At 49.9% G+C, this 18,688-nt stretch carries 17 protein-coding genes; 11 read left to right on the top strand and 6 right to left on the bottom strand.

Features of this window, described 5'->3' with window-relative positions; all coding sequences use genetic code 11:
• The 5 genes from PHQ58_RS04115 to PHQ58_RS04135 all read left to right on the top strand — a co-directional run.
• Window positions 1-212 (top strand): hypothetical protein (locus tag PHQ58_RS04115; protein ID WP_300107307.1); only part of this gene is annotated, 212 nt, incomplete at its 5' end.
• Between the two features lie 63 nt (window positions 213-275).
• On the top strand, window positions 276-503 hold the full coding sequence (locus PHQ58_RS04120; protein ID WP_300107310.1) for a hypothetical protein: 228 nt from the start codon (window positions 276-278) through the stop codon (window positions 501-503).
• 149 nt (window positions 504-652) lie between these two features.
• Window positions 653-1,027 carry a hypothetical protein gene (locus PHQ58_RS04125; RefSeq protein ID WP_300107313.1) on the top strand — a complete coding sequence of 125 codons (375 nt, stop codon included), beginning with the start codon at window positions 653-655 and terminating at the stop codon, window positions 1,025-1,027.
• Window positions 1,028-1,117: 90 nt separating this feature from the next.
• Complete coding sequence (locus PHQ58_RS04130; protein ID WP_300107316.1) at window positions 1,118-1,576, top strand: hypothetical protein; 459 nt, start codon at window positions 1,118-1,120, stop codon at window positions 1,574-1,576.
• 151 nt (window positions 1,577-1,727) lie between these two features.
• A complete protein-coding gene (locus PHQ58_RS04135) occupies window positions 1,728-2,240 on the top strand; it encodes a hypothetical protein (RefSeq protein WP_300107319.1) in 513 nt (170 codons plus the stop codon).
• A 55-nt stretch (window positions 2,241-2,295) separates the two neighbouring features.
• Here PHQ58_RS04135 and PHQ58_RS04140 read toward each other — a convergent pair whose 3' ends face one another.
• Both PHQ58_RS04140 and PHQ58_RS04145 read right to left on the bottom strand, forming a co-directional pair.
• Window positions 2,296-3,159, bottom strand: a complete 864-nt coding sequence (locus tag PHQ58_RS04140; protein ID WP_300107322.1) for a hypothetical protein — start codon at window positions 3,157-3,159, stop codon at window positions 2,296-2,298.
• A 67-nt stretch (window positions 3,160-3,226) separates the two neighbouring features.
• On the bottom strand, window positions 3,227-5,365 hold the full coding sequence (locus tag PHQ58_RS04145) for a hypothetical protein (protein ID WP_300107324.1): 2,139 nt from the start codon (window positions 5,363-5,365) through the stop codon (window positions 3,227-3,229).
• Window positions 5,366-5,604: 239 nt separating this feature from the next.
• On the opposite strand from PHQ58_RS04145, the gene PHQ58_RS04150 reads away from it, so the two are divergent.
• The 4 genes from PHQ58_RS04150 (at window position 5,605) to PHQ58_RS04165 (ending at window position 13,366) form a co-directional block, all read left to right on the top strand.
• Window positions 5,605-6,585: a hypothetical protein gene (locus tag PHQ58_RS04150; RefSeq protein WP_300107327.1), complete on the top strand. Its 981-nt coding sequence runs from the start codon at window positions 5,605-5,607 to the stop codon at window positions 6,583-6,585.
• Window positions 6,586-6,594: 9 nt separating this feature from the next.
• Window positions 6,595-9,132 (top strand): hypothetical protein, encoded by a 2,538-nt coding sequence (locus PHQ58_RS04155; protein ID WP_300107330.1) that lies wholly within the window; start codon window positions 6,595-6,597, stop codon window positions 9,130-9,132.
• Between the two features lie 14 nt (window positions 9,133-9,146).
• Window positions 9,147-10,877, top strand: a complete 1,731-nt coding sequence (locus tag PHQ58_RS04160; RefSeq protein WP_300107333.1) for a hypothetical protein — start codon at window positions 9,147-9,149, stop codon at window positions 10,875-10,877.
• Between the two features lie 272 nt (window positions 10,878-11,149).
• Complete coding sequence (locus tag PHQ58_RS04165; protein WP_300107336.1) at window positions 11,150-13,366, top strand: hypothetical protein; 2,217 nt, start codon at window positions 11,150-11,152, stop codon at window positions 13,364-13,366.
• Window positions 13,367-13,422: 56 nt separating this feature from the next.
• Here the strand turns inward: PHQ58_RS04165 and PHQ58_RS04170 are convergent, their stop codons facing one another.
• Genes PHQ58_RS04170 through PHQ58_RS04185 form a run of 4 tightly spaced genes read right to left on the bottom strand, consistent with a single transcriptional unit; the run spans window position 13,423 to window position 16,465 of the window.
• Window positions 13,423-13,803 (bottom strand): hypothetical protein, encoded by a 381-nt coding sequence (locus tag PHQ58_RS04170; RefSeq protein ID WP_300107339.1) that lies wholly within the window; start codon window positions 13,801-13,803, stop codon window positions 13,423-13,425.
• A 30-nt stretch (window positions 13,804-13,833) separates the two neighbouring features.
• Entirely contained in the window at window positions 13,834-15,090 is a 1,257-nt protein-coding gene (locus PHQ58_RS04175) for a hypothetical protein (protein WP_300107341.1), read from the bottom strand.
• Complete coding sequence (locus PHQ58_RS04180) at window positions 15,087-15,623, bottom strand: hypothetical protein (RefSeq protein WP_300107344.1); 537 nt, start codon at window positions 15,621-15,623, stop codon at window positions 15,087-15,089. The genes PHQ58_RS04175 and PHQ58_RS04180 overlap by 4 nt, the downstream gene beginning before the upstream one ends.
• A gap of 11 nt (window positions 15,624-15,634) precedes the next feature.
• Complete coding sequence (locus tag PHQ58_RS04185; protein ID WP_300107347.1) at window positions 15,635-16,465, bottom strand: hypothetical protein; 831 nt, start codon at window positions 16,463-16,465, stop codon at window positions 15,635-15,637.
• Between the two features lie 85 nt (window positions 16,466-16,550).
• Here PHQ58_RS04185 and PHQ58_RS04190 point away from each other — a divergent pair, with 85 nt between their 5' ends.
• Both PHQ58_RS04190 and PHQ58_RS04195 read left to right on the top strand, forming a co-directional pair.
• Window positions 16,551-17,213, top strand: coding sequence for a hypothetical protein (locus tag PHQ58_RS04190; protein ID WP_300107350.1), 663 nt, complete (start codon window positions 16,551-16,553; stop codon window positions 17,211-17,213).
• 391 nt (window positions 17,214-17,604) lie between these two features.
• Window positions 17,605-18,612: a hypothetical protein gene (locus tag PHQ58_RS04195; protein ID WP_300107352.1), complete on the top strand. Its 1,008-nt coding sequence runs from the start codon at window positions 17,605-17,607 to the stop codon at window positions 18,610-18,612.
• Window positions 18,613-18,688 lie beyond the last annotated feature (76 nt).

The following is an 18,688-nucleotide window of genomic DNA, read 5'->3' on the forward strand; positions in this document are numbered from 1 at the left end:
AGCAAGCGACCGCTGCCGCACAAACGGCCGCGCAAGCGGCCGTAGCTGCTCTGGCTGCCAAGGCAGCAGCGCCGGCTGCCGCACCGGCCGCTAAGGCCGATTGGCTGGACTCCACGCCGGTGAAGATCGGCTTGGGCGTGGCCGCGGCCGGCGTAGTGGTCGGAGCTGGGTACTTCGCGTACAACCGCTTCTTCGGCAACAACGCCGAGTAAGTGGTTTTTTGGCCAGGTGAGAAATCACCTGGCTTTTTTGTGTTTTCTAAGAAGGAGAGTTTCATGGCTGATTTCAACTTCACCACTCCGGTGGTGTCCCTATCGACCTCGGACGCTGCGTCCGAGGCAAGGAAATCGAAGTACGACGCGATTGCGTCGTCCTCTTTTGTATCCAACCTTGGCACTGCTGCCAAAGTTGGGTTGTATGTTGGCGTCGCCGTTGGCGTCGCCACCATCGTGGCAGGCGGCGCACGCTGCCTGTCAAACTCGATCTTCGGCAACGGCGATTGAGACACATTAGAATCGAGTAACCCAATTCGATTCTAAAAAACTACAGGAACATATCACTATGTTGGTGTAATAGGAAACACAGTTTCCTACTGCATCGATACGTGATATGTTCCTGCCTTCCTTTTATTTTTCTTTTTCTTTTTAACTCAATGAGAAAAATCAAATTCAGAGACCAGGAGTACGATGCAGAAATGCTAGTTCGCCTGGCACCTTTTGGTCGCCAAGAAACTGTGGAGACCGCCAACTTAATAAGTTCTTTTACTTGTAAGTTGGACGAAACGAAAACCGCCATACTCCTGGACGGTAAATACCATCTGTTGACCGGGTCAGTTGACCGTACACAACCGACCCACTCCCTTCGTGTATTCAGCAAAGTGATCATGAAAAAAGCGTTGGTGGTGAAGGCTGCGCCAGCACCTACCGTGGCGGACGTGAGTCGCACAGAGCGCAGAAAGCAGTGGAATAACAATAGCCCTGCGCGAGCGGCACATTACTCGCAAGGATACGACAACGAGTATTATTAAAAAACTCCACAACCGTATAGTCTGGTCGGGGATAGCCTAGCGGTTAGGAAACCGGACTGAATCTCTCAATTGTTATCAAAGGAAAACACCATGTCGAAAATCAATGAAAACGTCGTTGCTCTGGCAGACAAGCTCAAGGGCCACATCACCTACGCAGACAAGAAGCTGACTGTGTCTCCGGACGCGTACATCCAGACGCTGCCGGAAGGCCTGACTGCAGAGCACGTCAACGCGCTGCATGAGCACCACTCCATCCTGTTCCCTGCTGTCACATTGGCTGGCGGCCAGGCCGGTCAGGGTGCGATGGAGAAAGAAAAAGACATCACGGCTCTGTCGCTCGAGTTCCCGATGATCGGCAAGGACCACTTCGACGTCCATTACAACCGCGAGCAAACGTTCCCGAACCCCGCCGGTGGCGAGCCCATCACCAAGTTCGGCACAGTCCGCACTGCACTGACCACGCACTCCGCCATCTCTTCGCGCGGTGAAATGAACAAGGTCCGTGACTTCCTGAGCGCCGAAGCCCTCAAGGCATTCGCTGGCGAGTAAACACTCACAAACAAAATACACCCACACGACTTCAACGTCGTGTGGGTGTATGCCCTATCTATTTTTTTTGTTTTGGCAAGCGTCTCTTTTGTATGAGAAGGAGCGTAATCTTTCTCCCAGTGAACTTTCATTTACATTTAACGGAACTGCCTTGACAACCGAAATCCCGCTCTTTTCAGAAGAGCAATCCCATCTGAACATTTTTAGGCAACTCGATGAGATGCATACCAAACACGGGTATGGAAACTCACGTCTACTGAAGATGCGCAACTACATCCAATTCATCAAGGATGCAGCGCCTTCAGCAGTATGGTCTTGCCGTACCGGCATTGAAGAGAACTTCTTCAAAGAGGCTTGGGACATCACCATTGAAAACTATACGTACAGCCTTCTGGTTACCAGCCATAAGGCCACGAAGAGCCCTGCTAGCACCGTGCGCAACCCTGACACACCCAGGACCGTAGGGATCGTCCTGAAACACCTACAACACCATATTGCACCAGCTCAGAAAGAAATCGCTACACGACTGCTCAGCACGGCATTCAATTCACACTCTGCGGACTGTACTTACACCATCGATACGGATGACCAAGAATGGTCGCTGCTCATGTATGACAACAAGAACCACACCCATGCCATGATTGACGTGTTCATGAATCGTTAAATTACAGCATAAAGCCCTGGGGTTACTCCCAGGGCTTTATGCTGCAGTGATATGATCAGCTGCGGGCGACAGCAGTGGCACCCAACGACGTGGCGTTGTTCTCGTAGCCTTGTTCAGCACGAACCACATCAGGAGCGATTTCCTGAACGAAGGCCGGACGCAGGTACGGGTTGGCGTTGGTCATGTTGATGGTATCCAAGATGCGCTGAGCGAAGTCGCGCACACCTTGACCCGTTTGCGAAACACCAGCGAAAGTGATCGACAGTTCAGCTTGTTCACCGGCTGATTGCAGGTCACGCTTGCCAGTGATGTCACCAGTACCCTTGGGGTACATGTTGGTCGTCAGCCAGGCTTTTGACACACTGGTGTGGCTCGAGTCCGGCTCGAAGAACAGCATGGTGGCACCGTACATGTCAGCAGCCAGGTCCTTCGGACGAATGTCGTTACCGATAGTGGCAATGCCGGGCACCTTGGTGTCGGGGTCCATGATCAGCATAGTAATCCACTCGTGCAGCAGGTGCTGCATCGGGCGACCATACTTGTCAACCAAGGTGAAGACCGGTTCCGAGCGTGCGCGCGTCACGTTGGTCGGATCTTGCATCTTTTCACCGCCGCCACCCACGTCGGTTTCAGTCCAATCCACTTCGAGGCCAGCATTGAAGCCTTCGATGCTCTTGGGATGCAACTCGACCATGGACTTGAGTGCACCCACCCAGAAATCCGGATTGGGCAGGTACTGGAAGCCCTTAGGCGCTTCAATCAGCAAACACACCAAATTGCGGCGGATGTAGGCTTGGTTGCTCACCCATTCGGTCAGGTTGGGCGAGTAGCCGCCCATACCGCCGTACCGCAGGTCGAACATAGGTGCTTTGCCACTGGCATAAGCACCATTTAAAATGGCATCAGACAGTCGTGTCATGTTTTCTTTCTTTGAATTGATTTAACATACACTTTAGGGACAGCTGCCCCTAAAGTGTGCATGCATCTTAGGCATTCAGGTCAGAGCTGCGGTACGCCTCAATGGAGAGCAGCTGCACTGTCTTCATGTTGTTGGCGTACAGCTTGATCGGCAGCGTCCAGGAGAAGCCGCGCTGACCATCAGCTTGCGAAATGCGAGCTGCGGGCACCACCTTGAACATGTTAGCAAACACGCCGGCAGTGAGTTCTTCGACCTTTTGGTTGACCTTCTCAACCAGCTGCGAATCAGTCAACGTAGTGACGCCCGAGAAAGCGCGGTGAACGCGTTCACCCACCTTCTGGATTTCGATGCAGGCCATCATCACGAAGAAGCTGTTGAGGACCGAGGTTTCGTCTTCGTAAACCGTCTTCAGCGCAGGGAAGTACAGCGTCTTGCGAGTGTGCGACAGCGGATAGTTCAGACCAGCATCCCAGTCTTTGTTGCGTTGCTTGGACGGTGTAAACGCAATGCTGACATCATCAAACATGGTGATGACGTTATTGGGCTCTTTGTCGAAGATGAACTCTTCTTTCCACTGGCCGTTCGAAGCGCCCATCATTCGGGCCGCCTTGTAGGCCAGCTCAATGGTCAACGGCAGGCGATCGTTGTATTGGCTGTTGCGCAAGATGCCGTTACGGCCCATGATCAAACCACGGAAAACTGGGGTACCGAAGTAGTCCGATTCCGGGTAGTTCTGAAGCTTGGTGCGCAGCGTAACCGCCAGCGAGTTTTCCTCAGAAGCCGACAGCTGTCGACCGCCCACCACGTGAGGGCAGAGCACTACGCCAGTGTCTTTTCGCTCTGCGATGAACTTGCACAGTTCATACTTCGTGCTCACAGGAAAGCCTGTGTCGTAAATGATGGATTCAACGTTGACAGCAGTGTTCATCAGGTGACTGTCGGGGTTGGCATATTCAGCCACAGCCTCACTCACCAGCTCTGCAAACAGCGTGTCATTCATGGTGCCGTCGCTGCCGCAACGAGCCATCAGGTTGCTGCTCTCCGACAGCTGCGCGCCATCGATAGCAGCGCTGTCGATCATCAGCGAATAGTACGGCACACCAGTGGACGTCTTGGCGCTGATGAAGTTCATCATGTAGGCTTCGTCGTCGTTGCCGAACGTCAGGTCACTGGTGTCCCAGACATTGTTAGTGTCCAGAGCATCTTTCTCAGCCTCGTAGAACTGCTTGACCAGCAAGTCGATGTTGGCCTCGTAGACATAAATGCCATTGAGGTCGCCGTACTTGGGAGCAAAGCGCAGATCGGTCGTGGTCTGATACTTGTTCAGGTAGATGTCTTTGAGCGTGATGCGCGCATCCGTATCCGTGTTGATTTGGTTCGGTTTGAACACGAAATCAAAGTACGGTTCGCCCGATTCAGTCTCCACCACGCGCGGCGCTGTGTTGGAGCTGGTGCGTCGCACTGCAGCCATACGGAACGGGTAAGCCTTGTTGCGCAGCAGCACGCCCGAGTTGACACCACCTGCGCTGTTCTCAGTGGGCGCCCAGATGCGCAGACCACAGTTGTTGAAGTACGAACCGTACGAGTTGGCCCAGAACTGCAGAATGGGGTAACGCTGGGACTGGGTCAGGCCTTCGACCTGATCGCCAGCCATGACCTTCGCTAAGCCGAACAGACTTTCGTCAGGGGCGCCGAACGTGTGGGTTGTAATCGCCGAGATCACCCACTTGGCTTTGTAGCAAGTCGCAGTCTTGCCGATACCGGCAGACAGTGCGGTGCCAGCAGGCAGTTCTTCGCCGGTGGAGGCATCCAGAACGATCGGGATCTCAATGCCAAACTGATCCAGCTTGTAATTGCCAAAGCGGTCCCGATGGTACTGCTGCACCGAAGTGCGCAGAACATCCAGCGACAGCAAGAAATTGGCCTTAGGACCAGCGTCCTTGGGGATGACGCGCTCAATCATTTGAGCGTTCGCTGCCTCGTTGAGCTTGTTGGACAACGCGGTTTGGTGCGTAGCAAATGCCTTACGCAGGTCAAACGTGTCATCACCGTACATCTGGTTTCGGCCATTGCCAACAACCAGCTGCGGAAGGGTAGGACCTTTGGCGGCATACAGGTACACCTTAGGAAGGTGCTTCGGAATGGCCTCCGGTGTGATGGCTGGGACGCGCGTGGACTTGTCTTGAGTCCCGAGCAATATGGTCATGGGCGCGCCATTGACTAAACTGGTATTTGACATACGCTTATCAGTTCCTTAAAGTGGAGGGTGAGAATGACACACAGTGCATCAAACAATTTGCTTTTTAAGCAGGGATAATGTATTCATACACGCCTCCTTGTTCGATGATGATGACTTAACTAAGGCATACAATTGCACTACCCTACATGATGAAATAAAAAACATAATGTTGGTAGTTTATTTTTTAACACAAAAAGGAATTCAAAATGGCAATTTATAAAACCGCGTACGACACCACAGCCTGTTCTGGCGCCCGTGTACTGGACCTACAAGACAAACTGGCACGCAGTGTCTTGATGGGTGGTCTTGAATACAATAACATTAAGCTCAACGACCGCGATGAGCCCGTTACGTTAATGCTCTTACAGGGTGGCAATTCGGCCGCTGATGTGGTGCCTTATTTTAACCATCCCATTGAGATTAAGACCTCGCAAAGTAGCGTGAATGGAAGCACGTACAACTATGCAGTAGATGTACGTAACTTTGGCAAGTGGTACGCACCCAATCAAAAATTTGTAGTGCGCAATCGCCCTGAATTTGAATGGGCAATTAAGCGCGCGCTATTGAATCATGTTTGGCTTAATGCGCGTCCAGAACTGCTGCGTGATATCTCTGCTTTACCTGCCTCAGTATATTCATCCCTGATCAGTGAATGCATTGCGCGGCGTTTTGTACTGGATGCAGCAGAGCAAGCCACTGTTGCGGTGTTGGCCTGTTACTTCTACTACGGCTTGTTCACCAACGACACCGAGTTTGACGAGTTCCAGAAAAACAAGATTGTGGGCTCTATTTCCAGAATCACACGCATTCCTGCAGAGAAGGTCTTCTCCATTGTGGACGATTTGCCTGTGCTGTTTTCCTTAGAAGAGCTGTGCGATGCGTGCCGTGAAAAAACAGGCAGTGTTTCGTTAAACGACTTCAACGTGGGTGTGCTGATTGCAGTTGTGGCTGGCAATTGGTTTGGTACCAATGCCCGTGAGAACTTGGCTGTAGGTCTGGAACACATCCCTACCTGGATCATGATCGTCAATGCTTCGTTAACCGAAGCGACATATAAACGCAGCGTGCTGGCCAAAATCTCTGCACGCTACGACAAGAACAATGCTGGCGAGAGCATGAACCGGTCGTTAAACCTCTTGCTGGGCGGTGCCAACATGGTGGAAGAAAACTTCATTAACCAAAACTAAATAAGCGCTATGAACAACTACCTTGTATCCCATGCGCTGGAGCAAGTGTGGTGTGCGCCTGACCAGGATAACCAATACATCGTCAGGCCTATGCGCATCACGCCGAACAACGGCGTCATTAACAGCTATTCGTTTTTGTGGACCCATATCGACTTGCCGAAATATGGCACGCGGTTCCACTTGTACCAAATTGGACAAATCCACCCTGCATTTCTTAACCTCCCGCATAAGGACGGAGAGTGGGTATTGTTCTCCGAGGTAGTTGACAAGAGCAGTGTGATTTGTGATTTGTACGACGACGCAGGCATTCACTTGCCATTGTCGCAAACATGGTTCACCGTAACCAGAGAAAAAGCACTGATCATTGCTGTTGTACGTAACCCAAAGTTGCCACTGGACTTTGATAAGGCCCAGCTATACCTTCGGGTGTATAACAATGCCTATTTTGCCAGCCAACGAGCAGCTAACCTGTTAGACAGTCTGCAGGCTAGTGGCGGTGTGATGGTAGATAACGCTACAGTTGTTCAACTGCAAACGGACTACGCCGCCAAGAAAACGCAAGTTGGCGGACTGTTTGCGTTTGTTAATGGTTGGTGGGTGCCAGCAATTGATCTGGTCACAACAAAGCCTGGCGATATCGCGGAGTTTGTTCATGACAGTTCTGTGATTCGAACCATTGAATTCAAACTGACCACATTGCCTACGTTTGAATCCACGCTGGATAAGAAGAAAAAGTACCTGTTACATTACACAGGTGCTGACAACGACACAATTGACTACATAGATGACCTGGATCTCTATTTGGTCAGTAAGAAAAACCAGCGTGGCGTTTACGTGCATCGCAATGCCAAAGACGCCATGCGCATGGTCACGCACAGAGACTATGCCGTACCCGTAGACTATGTCAGTGCCTACCTTAAGCATTTTCAAAATACAGAAGGTGTGGTCGAACTTGACGATTTGTACTTGCGACTGTATGTGCGCAATTCCGGCTTTAAACGAAAAGTGCTCAATGGCATCTCACGTCTTACGGAGTTGTACAAACTGTCAGACAAACTGCTTCTAGAAGCTATGCGTGGTGTTAATTCCAACGTCAAAGTGTGGCAAGCTGCTTCGCTAGAGGCCTCTGCTTATTCGCTGTTGATGAGTGAACAAGCCACCGCAGTGACGCCAGACCTAGTAGCTCAGGCTTATGGTTATAATACCGTAGCAAAGCTCACAGGCAACAGTGTTCACCAGGTCAATGCCGCAGGAGCGATAAAGAGCGTTGCCGTGCCTGTGGTTTATCAAAAGCAGGCCACTGTATTTGAATACGATGCAGGCGGCTTGTTACTGGAGTGGCATCTGCACACAGACAGCAATGTGTACATCTTTAAAAACACAAATACCGCCTATGTGGAATTTGTGTACGGTCAAGCCAGCGAAGCATTAGACGATCAAACCTCGTTGTCCACAATCACGATGAGCAAGGACTCTCTGTATCGTGTCTACGTCAATGATTCTGGTTGGGTCGACATAACAGGGACAACACGTTACTTTACTGAAAATAATAAACTGGTCTGGAAAGACACCTTGCCAACCCAAGCATTGGTGAGATCAGATTCCAAGTTCTTATGCCGTTCACTGGACTTACTGCCTCAAGACGGAGTATTGTCATTCCATCTTTCCGAAAAGAAGTGGAACGGTACGCAGTGGGTGATTGATGATTTAGAAATCCCATTAGGGGAGTTAGACGTATTTCTCAATGGTAACAGCTTGATAGAGGGTTTGGATTACTTGGTGAAATTTCCATTTGTGGCGATTATCAACAAGAAGTATCTGAAAAATGAAAACAACGTACCTGAGAAGGTGGTGTTTCGGTTTATGGGATTTTGTAATTCGACCCTCCAGCGAACGGCGGTTAATGAAACTGGTTTTATCCGAAACGGGATAGTGTCGATGAACCAGCAGTACGACCTGCGTGACGAGGAGGTCATCAGGATCGTTGTTGATGGCAGGCTCAAACACCCTGCTCAACTCACCTTTGATGAGACAGGCATGCCACTTGGCATTCACTCGGTGGACAACGGAAAGGCGTACCTCATCCGTGAAATGGTCGTACCGCTAACGCCAGTGCTTTCAACGGACTATTATCAGTACAGAGAAAAATCCGTTGAGACAGACAAGCAGATTTCTGACTACTTAACACTGAAATACCCTAAAGTACCCTATCAGGTCAACCCGATTGCTGACCGGTACAAGCTGATAAGTCCTTTCTTCTCAGCATTGACTGAAGGTTTGATCAACGATGGGTTTGATGAAACTGCGCTGGCTCAGCCTTACGACGATGAGGCCGTGCGAACATGGTGTCAACCCTATGTATACTTGCTGGAGGTTGATCCCGTCAACCTAGTCTTCGTGCTGCAGGTCGACTACATTGTCATACATCCGCATCGATTCAACACACTGGTCGCGCTGACACGTGCCCAGTACCGTTTCTTGAACAATGCGGTTCGGCTGTATGGAAACAAACGTATAGACCTGTCTGCCTATTACACGATAAATTAAACGAAAGATCAAACATGAATACCCTGGTCACGCCTGCAGCAGGCATCGTGGGAACCGATAACATCGCTCCCATTTACAATCCGAACGGCCGTTATCAAGTCTGGAGCATTGCTGAGATTTTCTTCGGTAAAGAAGGTGCGGGAAAGTACGTACCCAAAGTCAACGATCTCGTCAGCGAGGTGGCTGACAATTCCATGACGTGGTACGTCGTGGTGTCGCTCAATCAGGCTACTCTGGTGCCTACGTTGCGTGAAATCAGCATGCAACTACAAACACCTCCGCTGAGCCAAACCGACATCTTGCTGGGTGCTAACTATTGGTCAGACCCTTCAACCTACCGCGTCTATGTTGACACGTCGGTTTACCCGTACCGCGTTGATGTGGACAGTCGACTTAAAGTGTATGGCAGCATGTGCCACCATGCTAAACTTTTCAAAGGCCCGTACATCGATAAGGACAGCGTCGTCGTTTCTGAGACGTACGACCAAAACGGCCAACTGACAAGCGAGAACGTCTTACTTGAAAAGGTGCTTTACAAGGACCATATAACCTCTGAGGTGCGCGTAATCGGTGCGTGCCATACCACCCAGTCACTTGACGACGGAGAGCTTATAACGGCCGTTATTTACGACGTCGCAGGTGTTGTGGTTTCTAAGCGACAGTTGCTGGTTGAGAACACTGGCTTTATCCGATCCGCAGATGCCGATCGCCGGTACGTGACAGGCATTTCCTTAGAAACGCCGTTCCTGAGTACGTCGGCAACCAAGACCATCAATTACCCATTGAACGTGCCATTGTCTGGCATTAACATGCTGGGTGTGGTGCACTACAGCGATGGCAGTAAGGTTCGGTTACAGGTTGACGGCAATCGCTTTTCCGTAGCAGGACTCGACAGCTTCGTTCCTACTATCGTAGGGTTGCGTAATCAATTGGTTCTGAAATACGTGTTCCAAGATGGAGAATACGCTTACGGCGTCTCTACAACGAACGACAATCACATCAGCGAAGTCTATGACATCGTGACAGTGAACTCAGAAGGCACATACGCGGTTCAGCTTTACGGCTATCCAGTATGGGTTGATCAAGTCAGCGGCTATCGCTTAGAGTGGTACATGTACGACCTCGATCGCAGTGTCAGCTACAACGTAAGCCAATGGGTCGCGATCAACACCAACAAGTCGGTGTATAAGCCCACCGGTTATGGCACAAAACAATCCCTCTCTGTCTCATTGGACTTGAGCAAGGTGGATGGTCGTTACAAGAAATTTACGCACGTACAGCTGGTAGAGATCACCTTAAATCGTTCAGGCGATAATCGACCTTTCGGTGAAGACATCGGTAACTGGACAACCTGCGTGACAGACGGAAAGCCCGTTGCGTTTGGCGCATTGAGTTATGCCACTTTCTACAGAGAAGCCACTAACAAGTGGTTGGTCAATGTGGACGCCAATATCGCTTCACAAGGAGATTGGTTAGACCATGTGTACAAGCGGACTTACCCGATGTACGACAACCAAGTGGAGTCACAAGCACCACAGCCTACGCACTTCAGGCTCATTGCAGGCGGTAACATCGTGACGTATGCACTCAGTGAGTGGAACTCCCAACTCGTCTTGAGTCAATCACTTACGAATGGCAGTATGGTTTACTTGAAGTTCATCAAGCGCACAGCAGATGTGGATCTTCAATTGAGCATTGCAGGTTTACAATTGTTCCAAGTGGATCAAAGCGGTAACTTTGTGTAACAGCAAAAAGCATAAAGAGAAAGGGGAAACCCTTTCTCTTTATGTCGTATGTTAAAAAATATCAAACACGTATAAGAATATAGAGAGCCAATACTCCTAAACTACTAAATACTAGATCAATACTACGTATTTATACCCGTAGGGTTTATAATCTATTATTATAAGAAATAACACATCTACTACTAGCCTGGACTACTCCAGGCTCTTATGCTGTAAAAATATATGTATGATAACTCCTACTCACCTTCTCTTAACTCTTTAACCTGTTCCTTATGATCCTACATGAAGACGATTGGAAGAAATATCCCAGCTGTATCATCGATTACGAAACCCGTAACCGCAGTGCTTTAGCGATGGCGGTGAAGTATCGCAAGATGGGTGTTAGAAACAATGCTTTCTTCTTAGCGTTACACAATCCCTTACTGCAAGGGATTGACCCACATGACGACAACTTAAGCCCTGAAGTCATGCGGGCTATTGGTACGGAATGTCGGATTAACCCCTGGTATGTATTCCGAGAGGTGTTCAGAGCTCCTGCGCTCTCTGGCACAGGCTCTAGCATGGTAGAGTTCAACCGTGCTAACATCTCGCTGTGGTGGTGCTTCTTTAACCACGTCATCTACGTCCTTATCCAACCTCGACAAACGGGTAAGTCCTTCAGTACTGACTTGTTGATGACGTGTTTGTTTAACTTCATTTGCAGTAACACACAGATCAACTTGTTGACAAAAGACGACAAGCTGCGTACTGAGAACATCAAGCGACTCAAGAACATCTACGATGAATTGCCTGTTTACCTGAACTTCAAGACACGCAACGACGTCAACAACACGGAAGAGATATCCATCAATGCGCTGGGTAACTCTTACCTCACCAACGTGCCACAGCTCTCTCCTAAGCGCGCATACAACATGGGTCGTGGTCTGACCACTGGCATTGTGCACATCGACGAGCCACCTTTCCAGCCTAACATTGCGATTGCCATGCCCGCTGCATTGGCTGCCATGGGTGCGGCAATTGACAAGGCTAAAGAGAACGATGAGCCTTACGGCGTGATCCTCACTACCACTGCGGGTAAGAAGGATGACAAAGATGGTCGTTATGTATACAAGTACGCCAACGACTCTGCCAAATGGAGCGAGCGCTTTTACGATGCAGGCAATCAAGACGCACTCGAAGCAATGGTGCGTAAGAACTCCAGAACGGGCGTATACCGCATTTACGGACTGTTCCACTACCGACAGTTGGGTAAGGATGAAAAATGGCTTAGAAGCCAGCTAGAACGCACGGAAGGCACACCCGATGATGCCAACCGAGACTACTTTAACGTTTGGACCTCAGGTAGCCAACATTCACCCATTCCTACGCATCTGGCTGAACAGTTGTCTAAGTCGATTGTGGATGAAGACTATCAGCAAATCAATACACTGGGCGCTTACATCACTCGGTGGTATTTGCCAGAAGAGCAAATCCAGCAATACATGAAAGACAACAAAGTCGTTGCTTGCGTGGACACAAGCGATGGCGCAGATGGCGACTCCATTTCGTTTGTACTACTGGATGCGCGCACAGGTGCTGTCCTCGCAGTGGGGGAGTTCAACGAAACCAACCTGATTACTTTTGCGCAATGGCTGTTGTGGTTCTTGTGCACGTATTTGAACACCACCATGATCATTGAGCGACGCAGCTCAGGTGTCACGATTATCGACTACTTGCTCATGTTCCTGCCACAAAAAGGAATAGACCCCTTTGTGCGATTGTTTAACTGGGTGGTCAATGATCCTTTGGAACACAAAGAGCGATATGCGGAAGCCAAAACACCCTTGTCACGCCGCAGGGATGACGTGTATGTCAGGAGCAAGAAATACTTCGGGTTTGCTACGTCAGGCAGCGGTCAGACTTCTCGGTCGGAGCTGTATTCTACGACCTTGCAAAATGCGCTTAAGCGCTGCGCTGACAAGGTTAGGGATCGTGCGCTGACTGAACAGATGCTGTCGTTGGTGATCACAAACGGACGTGTTGACCATGAGGTCGGTGGACATGACGACTTGGTCATTTCGTGGCTGTTAGGTCACTGGTTCCTCAGTATGGCAAAGAATTTGTCCCATTACGGGATTGACTCTCGTTCAGTGCTTGTGGATACCCGACCAAAAGAAGAAGTACCACCAGCACAAGTGTACTTCGAGTACGAACAGCAACAGATTCGACAGCGAATTGAGAGGCTGTTTGAATTGCTGTCTAAGGAAACAGACCTGTTCATGCTGGAGCGGTTCGAGCGAGAGCTGCGTCACTTGGACAGCCGGATCGTACTCAAGGACGGAGAATATTTCTCTATTGACGCATTGATCAACAATGCAAAACAAGAGAAGAAAAACTCACGTTACTTTGGCGCTGCTCGCACGGAGCGCGGCTACTACGAGCGATTGGGTTACACCAATCCTGGAAAAACTACTGACGGATTATCTTCCTCACCCCTGGTGCGTTTCTAATGCGGCATAAATCCCACTGATACGGAGAACACTTACGTTCCGTATCAGTGGGATTACTAGCCTTGTGTTTTTTCTTCTAAGTATTTTGAAATCATCAAATCCACGTAGGCTTCAATGATGCTCCTCTTGTGCGAGGTCCTGTGTGACAAAGGGTGCAGCAGTTGCGTGAGTACCAAGTCTTCGCTCAGTTTCTCTCTCAGTTCAGTGGGGACGTCATTGCCGACATTGCAATATACGTGGTACATGACCACGCGCCTGTCACGCACCCACCAGTTTTTATAAGAAATCAAATAAACGATTTCTTTGCAAAATATCTCAATTGTCGCACCGGTGTTGATACTGATGCGGTAACTGTCTTGAGAACCGTCGTGGGAATACAGCAGCTTGAGCGTACGTTCTCCTTTTAGTCTTTCGTACGTCTCTAAGCAGTGTGCCATGTAAACGCGTAGCATTAAAAGCATGTGCCGTCAACTGGAGTAGTGGTGCATCGAAAACATGCGAACCACGACATAAATCATGACACCTGTCCTGGTTGCAGCAATGACGCTTTCATTTCTTGACCGCGTGGCTTCGTAAACGATATCCTCTACAAGCTCTCTGACTTGCAAGAGTTTCTCGTCAGAAGCACGTGAGCTCATGTAAGTCCCTCGCAGTTTGCTGATCAGTCCAGCAAGATCGCCTTTAGCCCTGAGCAATCCTTGGTTGGCACTGAGGTAGTCAAAAGCGTGCTCAGTGATCATATCCAGAGCAGTCTCCACTACCTGTTCTTTGGTGTGGCCAAAATTGTGACACATCCATTTCAGCGAGGTCATTAGCAGCTTCTCTGGCATCGTGTGCATCACTTTAGCAATGACATCCACCAGTTCTTGTCGAATGAACGAGTGTTCATCGCCCACCACACCTTTGATGTATCGAGTGTAGGTCGCTAAGCTGGCTACCTTGTCTTTCAGGATGACTTCCCCATCCATCTCTACCAATGCGCTGGTGCTGCTGATGCGCATGCCTTGTGTATGCGTTTCCATGAACACTGCGTAAATGTTCTTGAACGTGTCTCTGATACGGCCCTGGGTGTCGTTCAAAAACTTGACCACCTGGTTGTCATCAGCACTGTCATCGTCTTGATCTAAACGGTCAATCCGTTTGGCGTGGATGCCGTCAGTGGCTACTGCTTTAGCGGCGAACTCACGGATTGTTGCGCCCCAGCTGCCGGTTTGTTTCAATATGAACTTGTAGTTCAATTGGGCATAAGTCGCTGCACAAATCTCAGGGTCTGCGGGGTACTTGAAATACCACGCCAGCAAGCTGGTGAGGTACTTGAACATCAGGTAGGTACAAACACGGATCTTGGCTTCTTGCTTGTGTTTATCGTCCAAGTACGGCGAATGATGAATTGCGTGGATCAGCCAAAAACACGAAATGTTAAAGATGTCAGACGACACGTGCCGCGACTGCACAATCATGGGATTGCCGCGCTTGTCCTTGACCGCATAGACCTGTTCGGTTAACGAGTGGTCATCCACTTGCATGATGTCTATCAGCAAGGCGTCAGAATCCTCTTGGGTGAAACGCACTACGTGTGCCCCAGTGAGAGTACCTCCAAAGAACTCAATGTGTTCTTGTTTCTTGTTAACAAAGCGTGCTTCTAAGTCACAGATTTGTTTGAAGAACTTCAAATCGATCTTCAAGTGCGAGCACTCGCGATCATAAACTTCCTTGATGCTCATGCAGCGTCCTTTTTGTTTGACTCAACGAAGTCTTCCAGACTGTGAAAAACAGGGACACGATGTGCAATGCACATGGCTTCCAAGGCCGCTTCATACGGGTTGAAGGTTGAAGCGCCGATCTCGTAAGAGTCGCCCGTGTTGTTGGTTTTTACCTTCACGTCAACCACTACTGCAGTGTTGCGTTTTTGTTCATCCGTCATCGCGCTCAGGGTGTCGGATACGTTAATGACGTCTTTTATTTCCACTTCTTGTTTCGCTACGCCGTAGAGCATGCCCACGTCTTCGCCCTGATTGGCAAAGTTATTGGTCTTGGATTGTGTTGCCAGCCACCAGTTTTTGTCAATGGCTGCATCCAGCGCTTGAGTCTCCACCGCGATGCCTGTGGCTTCATCTACTTCTTTGGCGTACAGTTCATTGAGCGCATCGGTGTACATCTTGCTCAAAGGCCCATCAGCAATCACGCCTTTTTCATTGCTCAATTCAATGAAACGCTGGAACTCATTCTTAGGCTTGGTTTGTACAAATTGGTTCATGATAAAATAAATTAACGGTTGCCGCCTATCACCAGTTTCATGAAACGGTGGTAGGAAGTGTTGTCTGACATCAGCATGACCTGTTGCATCACAGTCTTGAGGTAGTCTTGGTAGTTTTCTTCTGCTTCAGAATACCCTTGAATGATCTCTTTAAAGATACCCAGTGTCTGACCGCCCACCAGCTCACCTTGGTCAATCTCCACGACCAACGCGTTGTAGATATAGGCCTTTACCGCATACTCGATAAGGTTGCAGAAGTACCGGTAACTGCGAAGCGGGATGTTGCTGAAGTTCTCGTCGTTTGACAGAACACACCGTAAAAAACAATTGGAAGACAAATTGATTGTATCGGTGGCCAAAATCGTATTCTCTGCAATGAGCTCTACTCTAGCGGTAGAGACCATAGGGATTCGATCAAAAGCCGCCATCATGCCGTGGGCTGCACCCATGAGTGCTGTGTTCTCTTGACCACCGTAAGCGCCTGCTGTGCCGCCGGAGTTTACGCCCGCCCAAGCGCTTAGGGCGTCAGGGCTGATGAACGAGATGTTCAGTACGGAGTTAATGCTTCGCCCCTGGGTCCTGTCCTTAGGAATGTGCATCACTGTAGTGTATTCCGTGGGCTTATCTTGAGGCAAGCCGTTCAATGGAATGATGGCCTGGGTGCCACCGATCAGGTTGCAATCCGTCAACACACGAGGCTTTATCACGTTGTTGATAATGAGTTCATCAATCCCTTGGTAGTTGGGCTTCCAAGCACCGTAGCGATTGACAAACGCTTTCTCTAATATCTGCCGAGGGATTCTGAATTTCAAATCACTGACAGCGTGTTGTATTACATTCATGGAGCCACCTACATCCTAACAAAAGATAGACATATATCATCACAGTGTATTTGCACCTAGTGCGTATACGCTTTCACAACATTTCATGGAAACCATCATGCACCATATCGGTTCTGAAACAGCCGGCGTTCCCGCCTCGTCGTATAACGATGCTTCGTCTGGCGTCACAAATCAAGAAAAGACCATTGCGGAGCGCTTTGTTCCTTCTTCGACGTACAAGAAGCTGGTCGTGGCTATTTGCAAAATGCAAGACCTGTTCACCACGGTTCATGCGTCCGATTCCGTGAACCCTGAGCGCAAGGAACGCCAGGTGTTTTATGTGCTCAGCACAGACAAGAATTCCATTTCTCTGTATGGGTATATCGTACATCCCGCAGGTACACCTCATGCGGCGCTCACGGAAGTCCATCCGGAACGAGACTTCTATCTGAAACAAAGTTTCTGGATCGGTGCGCCTCAGCACATCTTCAAGGATTATGATCCAGTCAAAGACAAGAAGCTGGGTCACTTGGCCTGGGCAGCGGCGTACGACCGTGAGCCGATCAATGAGACGTTTTGCGTAGCATTGGCGGACCCTGTGCTCATGCTGACCTTCAACCGACCGTTCATTGAACGATGGATGGAGGAAGCACCGTCGAAGATTGTGGACATTTCTGTCACCACCGACGACGTTCCCAAGGACACGCCTCCGCTGGGCACTGTGCCTTACTTTGGTCCCGCTGCAACAAGGACCACGGTGGCAAGATGATAACCGATGACATCAGGCAGCTTCTTTCTTGCATCGAAATCTACATAAAGACCAGTGTGCTTGCTAGCGCGTGCGGTAGAGATTTGGTGTACCTGTACCAACAGGAAAACGAAATGTCGCGTTTGACTATCTACCACAACCACTTACTGCCAGACGTGCCTGAGGTCGACCCAGGGTTCGATTGGCATGTTAAGAATAAGTTGTGGTTTAGAAAAAACTTAGTGCAATCAGAACGAGAAAAGTGTTTTTTTGAACCACTCATTGCCTATCTGCCTGAATACGTCCCAGTGGTCACAGTAAACACTAGCAATCCATTGGCCAGTGTGTTGACCAAACTTCCGTTTGCCCCTCATCAATCTTTTATTTCCACGCAACCCCAAGGAGTCCGACTATGAAAAAGACCAATGAAATCCGCATCTACGCCGCCGGCGGTGGTGCATGCAACATCGTTTCCGAACTCGAAGGCACGCGAGGCGAAGTGGCCGAAGGCTTTGCCACTGCAATGCCGTGCTACATCGACACGTCCCGCTCCAATCTGATCAACAAAAAGATCGACGAAGCGCACACCTACTTCTTCGAAGGCATGGACGGTTCCGGCAAAGTCCGTGCTGCCAACTACGAAGAGATCACCAAGAACGCGCTGGCCATTCTGCAGAAGTTCAAGCCCACTGCGTTCAACCTGGTGGTTCACACTGCGTCGGGTGGCAGCGGCAGTGTGATCGCTCCGGTGCTGGTGTCTGAGCTGAAGTCGCGCGGCGAGCAAGTGATCGTGATCACTATCGGGTCCACGGATACCCGCATCGAGATCGAGAACACGATCAAGACCCTCAAGTCCTACGAGAGCATCGCAGGCTTGCGCAAGTCTCCGGTGGTCATGCACTATGTGCAAAACACCGAGCACCTCTCTCGCCAAGCAGTGAACAAACAGGTCAAGACCGCCATCAGCTTGCTGTGTGGTTTGTTCTCTGGTCAGAACGAAGAACTGGATACTGCCGACCTCAAAAACTGGATGGAGTACCTGAAGTTCTCCAACGGCCCCGCTCAGCTCGCATCGTTGAACTTTGTCACGGACCAAAAAGATGTCGACTCCTTCGGCACCGTGGTGTCGGTGGCAACGTTGGCAGTGCCCAACATGAACACGCGACTGGCCAACACCGTGCCAGCTTATCAGTGCGTGGGCTACGTTCCACAACTGTGGCGCATGGGCACTGCGGACAGCGTGCAGCTGATTGGCGAGGAACCGATCCATTACACGATCAGTACCGACTTCATCACCAAGGCCACCAATGCGTTGAATACCACACTGAAAGACGTCGATGCGGCTTACGCATCCCGCGTGGCACGGACTTCCATCCTGGACCGAGACGACACAGCCACTGACAACGGTTTGGTTCTGTAAGCCCGGTAAACGTCAATAAGAAATGATAAGAGCCCGACATACTCTGTGGAGATGTCGGGCTCTTTGACGCCTTCTT

It is taken from the genome of Rhodoferax sp. (assembly GCF_028688795.1).
Classification (GTDB): domain Bacteria; phylum Pseudomonadota; class Gammaproteobacteria; order Burkholderiales; family Burkholderiaceae_C; genus Rhodoferax.